Consider the following 6,434-nt stretch of genomic DNA (forward strand, 5'->3'; position numbering starts at 1 on the left):
AGGAAATCTTATATCACTATTGTGGAAAAAGTGGGGAATTACTTTGATACTAACTGGGGAATTATTCTGATACCAGGTGGGGAATTATTTTGATACTAACTGGGGAATTTCGCTGATACTCGACAAACCGCAGCATACCAAAGATAACTGCGACACCTACCCCTACGCCAACCGCATAAACAAGATAATTTGAATATCTATTCAAAAGAAGAAATAACAATGGGGCATCCCATGCTTTCACAGAGGAACCTGCTGCTTTTAATACTCCAATGGCAGGCTCAGCAAATGTTGCCCCCATTCCCAATATAAATGCAAACGCTAAAATGACAGGCAATTTTGATTTCTGAGGAAGTTTTATACCACAGATCTCTCCCAGAGGCATAAGGCCAAGAAGAAGCCCCTCCATAAAAAAGGTCAGTCCCCCAATAACAAGGGAGAGCCCAACCGCAATAACAGACGCTTCTGCAACGGGCATCCCCAAGACAAGTATCTGGAAAAAAAATAAATATAGGATAATCAACGCCACCGATTTTATCTGTTCAACAACGCGGCTCTTAATATATGGACCTAAGAGTCCTATAGCCTGTCTGAAACTAATTTTTATTTTACCTGAAGATTGTTGCTGTGTTGTCACTGCACCTCCATAAGACATACAAGCTATTTTACCACTACTGTAAGATTAAAATAAAGCAAGCAAAAGGGATATCTTTATCTGTTAGCCAGATAAACAGCAGGATTATCCTCAACACATCTTAATGCTATCTCCCTTGATATTCCAAGACCTGTAAGGTTTTCAATACAATCGGTGATTGTTACTCTGCTACCAGCAATCCTACCATCATTTAGTCTATATGGCGAGTTTTCCCCTGCAGTCTTTGATTCCTTTATCGAATCAGAGATAAGCAGTATCCTCTCTGTTCTCTTTACCCTGAATATTAGCTTAATGGCTTCGGGGTGGAGGTGGTGCAGATCTGCTATGACCTCCACATATATATCGTTATTAAGAAGTCCGAATCCTGAAATCCCTGGCTCCCTGTGGTGAAAGCCACGCATAGCATTAAATATATGCGTAATTCCCTTTGCACCTGCATTGAATCCTTCCTCTGCCTCTTTGAAGGTTGCATCGCTATGCCCCATATTCACAATAATGCCTCTGTCTGAAAGATAGCGTATGGTTTCGAGTGCACCACGGAGTTCGGGTGCTATAGTGATGGTCTTAATGATATCTTCGTATCCTTCTATAAGCTCCTGAAGGGCTCTGATAGATGGTGATAGGAATGATTCTTTCTCAAGAGCACCACATCTTAAAGGGTTTAAAAATGGTCCCTCGAGATGCATACCCAAAATGAGTGAGGAGTGAGGAGTGAAGAGTGAAGAGTTTAATTTAGATTTTAGATTTTGGATTTTGGATTGTGGATTATGTGATTCTGGACTCCGAACTCTGAACGCTGAACGCTGTACTTGAATCGCTTTCCTCACTGCCTCCATGTTTTCTCTCATCGTTTTGATCGGGGCAGGATAGATTGTAGGGAGGAACGCAGATGTTTCGTGGTGTGCAAAGATTTCTGCTATCTTTAATATAACATTAAAATCTGACGTCGTAGTATCAAAACTGCTGATACCGTGTGTATGGAGGTCGATGAACATATCTATTATACAAACTGGACAGGTATTCTTTACTGGAGGCGAGTGCCTTTTTAACAGACTTCTTTCCGTATAGTCCTACAAATCCATAAAAGTAGTCAAAGCGCAGAAAATTTCTGAAGATTCTACTCCACGAATAGAATTTTGCCATAGCTTTCAGTGTTTCAATATGCAGTTCAAAGGCAGTCATCAATTTTGGTTCAAACACAGCATGATGAGCATCATATTTACTCCAATCTGTGTGGATAATACGACCCTCCTGCATGAGTTCATCGAAGATGGGGGTCCCGGGAAGGGGCGTGAGCATCATAAACTGGACAGAATCTATGTCGAGGCGTCTGGCAAATCTCTGTGTGCTTTTGATGGTTTTAATATCGTCGGTATCACCCCCAAAGACAAACATTCCGTGGATCCCTATGGAGGAGTCTTTAAGGATTTTTATACACTTTATTATATCTTCGAGACTTTGATGTTTGTTATAAAAAGCAAGGGTCTGAGGGTTTATAGACTCAAACCCTACATAGACATTAAAACAGCCTGTTTTAGCCATAAGGTCAATGAGTTCAGGGTCACTGGCAATGTCTGTGCGTACCTGCGCAGACCACTCTATTCGAATATCTTCATCAAGAAATCCTCTGAGAAGAGTTTTGGTGCGTTCTTTGTTAGCTGCAAAGTTATCATCAATAAAAAAGATATGAACCTTTTCTGAGGCAACCATCCTGAGTTCTTTCATAACCCTTTCAATGGATTTAAAGCGATACTTCCTCCCGAACATCGGGATTACAGAACAGAACCTGCAGTTGAAGGGACAGCCCCTTGATGTAGCGATAGGTATTGTTGTCTTAGCTCCCCAGTTATGGACAAGATCGAAATCAGGTATTGGGGCGGCATCCATGTCATGAATGAGTCCTCTATGTGAGTTATGTATTATGATCCCATCTCTATCTTTGTATGAAAGCCCGCTGATGCCATTTAAGGATTTACCTGAAGATAGATGCTCGATAAGTTCAACAATTGTTTCTTCCCCTTCGCCTCTTATAACATAATCTGCATATGCCAGACCCTCTTCAGGGAGGAAGGTAGGGTGTGGTCCCCCAAGGATAATCGGTATTCCCATTGCACTGAATTTCTTTGCAAGTTGATATGCCCTCAGAGCAGTTGAGGTTATAGTGGAAATACCTATAATATCTGCTTCTTTCAAGACTTCCCAGTCGGGCTCGGATATATCTTCGATAAAAACCTTTACATTATATCCCCTGTCTCTCAGGATTGTGGCAAGAAGGACGGCACCGAGCCTCGGTATAGCAGAACGGCTGAATATATGGGCACCCGGAGATCTTACCTCAATGAAATAAACATTTTTGATATCCATATAAAAAGACAATAGCACTAACCTGAAATAGTGTCAATAAAATTCCTCCACAATCTTATTCCGCAGAATAGAGCAAGGAACAAATAAACAATCCCATGAATCGTATTGCCGAGTAAGACCATACCAGAGCCTATCGTGATTCCGTATATAAATATAGAACCATAAACCCATAGAATAATATCTCTTAGAGGTTTTTTTCTTCTGTCCGTCGTCCCTGCATCTTTAATCTGCAATCTTTTCTCAATGCTCTTCCAGCCAATACCCCCTGGCGATGTATTTCTGTAAAATTCAATAAGTCTTTTTTCCTCAACTGGACTTGTGATAAGCGTAACCAGAACCCATATCACCGTTGAAAGTAAGATTATTATGGCAAGTTTTACGTAAAACGGCATCAGTGGATGCAATATGTATAAATATGATGATATGGCGGTGGATGCTATCATCGCTGATATCTCGCTCCAGGCGTTTATCCTCCACCAGTACCACCTAAGGAGATATACGAGACCTGTACCGCTGCCAAACGCGATGAGAAATTTGAAAACCTCAATAATAGAAGTGGCATAGTATGTGACTATCCCCGTTATGATACTGAGAATAATGGTGACTACTCTTGCAATCATAACGTAGTGTCTTTCAGTAGCATTAATCTTTACGAATCTCCTGTAAAAATCATTAATAAAGTATGCAGATGAAAGGTTAAGGTATGTGCTTAGGGTTGACATGAATGCCGCAAAAAAGGATGCGAGCATGAGTCCTCTAAAACCTGTTGGTAGTAAATCAACCATCATCTGCGGATAGACCGATTCATGGTCCTTGACAGTGGGGTAGAGTATCAGAGAAGCGAGTGCAGCGAGTATCCAGGGCCATGAACGGAGGGCATAGTTTGCGATGTTAAAGTAAAATGTTGCCATGATTGAATGCCTTTCGTCTTTACACGATGCCATCCTCTGGACAATAACGCCTCCACCATCAGATGAGTATTTTGACCACCAGCTCAGTCCCATGTATGCAATAAATGTGAGGACTGCAGGTCCAAATAACCCTGAATCAAGTGGAGGGAAAAAGTCTGTGTAATGCTGGTTTCCTCCCAGAGTATATTCTATATTAGACTTCAAATTAGATAATCCACCTGACTCCCTTACAGCGAAATACGCAAGCAGGACAGCACCTATCATAGCAATTATGAACTGAAAGAAATCAGTAAGTATTACACCCCAGTATCCTGAGAGTAGCGAATAAAGTATAGTTACGCCACTTGATATGGCTATAGCCTCCCACTTCCCCCAGCCGACCACAACATCGAGTATCTTTGCCATAGCGAGGATTACCTGTGCCTTTATGATGGTATGTATGGCGACAGAAAAGTATATAGCCCTGAAGCCTCTTAATACTGCTGCAGATTTACCTGAGTATCTAATTTCTGTGAGTTCTACATCAGTCATTACACCTGCCTTCTTCCAGAGTCTTGCAAATACAAAGACAGAAAGCATGCCGCTCATAACAAAACACCACCACTGCCAGTTCTCATAGATCCCATACGAACGAACGAGCCCTGTCACATACAGCGGTGTATCTGATGAGAATGTTGTTGCTACCATTGAGGTCCCTGCGAGCCACCACGGAAGATTTCTGCCTGAAAGAAAAAACTCATTTGTGCTTGAGGACGCCCTCTTTGTGAAATAAATGCCGATAGCAACGGAAAGAAGCATATAGATTGTTACGATTGACCAGTCAAGAGTGGTAAGCATTGTTCTGAATTATTTAAAATCTCCGAGATGGATGTCAAGGAATAACTAAAAGAAGTCTGCTAATAGGTCAAGAAAGAATGTAGAATGTAACATCTAAGGTGTAATCCTGAACCGCACACGCCCGATAATCTGTTCACCATTTGTTATTAATAAAGGGATTAGAGCCGAAATAGTGGAAAATCTTTTTCATAGTGCAACAGGCAACCTTCCTTTAAACGGTACCTTACCTCTGATACAGTTTATCACAGATTCCTGTACTTCCTCTGTTGGCTCATATGCGGCAACAAGGACATCCGCATCTGTGAAATGCCTGAGGAGATAGGGACTTCCGAAGGAAACCACGATTGAAACCAGACAGTTCTTTATAATCTCCTTTGTCTTTGTGATTAATACTTCATTCATTCCCGAACTTCCCTTTCCTGCTGCTATCTTTGAAAAAAGGACAATGACTGCTATTTTGTATGACTTTTCCTTTAATTGAAGCTTCGCTTCGAAATGTAAGGAATTAATCTTTCTTTCATATTCGCTCTCTAACGCTCGCTGTGCATTTTCCTCTATCAATGCTGATCTTTTGAAATATCTTTTTAATGTTGATCCTGTGTCTTTCATCATGTCGTCGTCAACAATTATTAAGGGTATATTTAATATCTTGTGAATCGGAAGTATACTTCCATTTTCTTTGACAAGTGTAATAGACCTCTGTGTGATAGATTCAGAGATTCTTCTGTTAGAACGAAAATCCACAGAAGACTTTTCAAATCTCAGACGATTTTTAACCTTAAGTATTCTTTTAACAGAGGCATCTATGCGAGAGGATGGTATTCTTCGATCTTCGATTGCCTCTAATATTCCCTCTGCAGTGGTATCTACATCTTCTGGGTGAAGAAGGATATCTATACCAGCATCTACCGCAAGAACCGCTGTCTCTTTTTCAGTAAACCCCGTTAGAAAGGACGGGGCTTTAACCCCATCCTTTTTATAAGGAATTGAGATTTTATCTACCCCGTTAGAAACTGATTTTCTAACGGGGTCTATATCATCCCAGCCATAAATGGCGGGGCCTTCTAACGGGGTAAATCTCTTTGATACAGCATCCATTGTGAGTGCATCAGAGAGGATGAGTCCGTTAAAACAGAGTCTTTTTCTGAGGATTTTTGTTACAACCCTTTTTGAAAGGCTTGCAGGGAGTAAATCATCTATTGCTGGTATGCTTAGATGTCCAACCATTATCATCTCTACTCCAGAGTCTATCGCCTCTTTGAATGGTATAAGCTCGCATCTCTCAAGTTTATTGATAGACTTTCTGATTACAGGAAGTGCTTTATGAGAGTCAATCTCTGTACCTCCATGTCCCGGGAAATGTTTTCCGCAGGCAATAAGTCCTTTATTTTGAATACCTTTGATAAATTCCTTCCCAAACCAGGAGACAACATAAGGGTTATCGCCAAATGACCTTGTGCAGATAATTGGGTTATCGGGATTTATATTTATATCGAGTACAGGTATAAGCAGGGTATTTATGCCTGTATATACGGCTTCCGATGATATTGCATTGATAGCCTGCCGTAATAGTCTTATATCGTCTTTGTTATCTCTGTTAATCGCTGCTGAAAAAGCCATATGGCATGGAAAGACTGTTGTTCCTTCTACCTGCTGTCCGAGACCCCTTT

General features: G+C 41.0%; 5 protein-coding genes. All 5 read right to left on the bottom strand.

Going from position 1 to position 6,434, the window contains the following annotated elements:
- Positions 1–61: 61 nt before the first annotated feature.
- Entirely contained in the window at positions 62–634 is a 573-nt protein-coding gene (locus AB1488_06245; GenBank protein ID MEW6409696.1) for a DUF1538 family protein, read from the bottom strand.
- A 74-nt stretch (positions 635–708) separates the two neighbouring features.
- Positions 709–1,647, bottom strand: a complete 939-nt coding sequence (locus AB1488_06250) for a hypothetical protein (protein MEW6409697.1) — start codon at positions 1,645–1,647, stop codon at positions 709–711.
- Complete coding sequence (locus AB1488_06255) at positions 1,607–3,016, bottom strand: radical SAM protein (GenBank protein ID MEW6409698.1); 1,410 nt, start codon at positions 3,014–3,016, stop codon at positions 1,607–1,609. Before AB1488_06255 ends, AB1488_06250 begins: the two co-directional genes overlap by 41 nt.
- A gap of 17 nt (positions 3,017–3,033) precedes the next feature.
- Positions 3,034–4,764: a sodium:solute symporter family protein gene (locus AB1488_06260; GenBank protein MEW6409699.1), complete on the bottom strand. Its 1,731-nt coding sequence runs from the start codon at positions 4,762–4,764 to the stop codon at positions 3,034–3,036.
- Between the two features lie 186 nt (positions 4,765–4,950).
- Positions 4,951–6,434, bottom strand: a 1,484-nt coding sequence (locus AB1488_06265) for a glycoside hydrolase family 3 N-terminal domain-containing protein (protein ID MEW6409700.1), incomplete at its 5' end; no start/stop codon positions are given.

It is taken from the genome of Nitrospirota bacterium, from assembly GCA_040756155.1.
In the GTDB taxonomy this organism is placed as follows: domain Bacteria; phylum Nitrospirota; class Thermodesulfovibrionia; order JACRGW01; family JBFLZU01; genus JBFLZU01.

What these genes read in the sequence shown, in the direction of transcription:
- AB1488_06260 (MEW6409699.1), bottom strand. Translation starts at nt 4,764, where the DNA reads ATGCTTACCACTCTTGACTGGTCAATCGTAACAATCTATATGCTTCTT.
- AB1488_06250 (MEW6409697.1), bottom strand. Translation starts at nt 1,647, where the DNA reads ATGTTCATCGACCTCCATACACACGGTATCAGCAGTTTTGATACTACG.
- AB1488_06255 (MEW6409698.1), bottom strand. Translation starts at nt 3,016, where the DNA reads ATGGATATCAAAAATGTTTATTTCATTGAGGTAAGATCTCCGGGTGCC.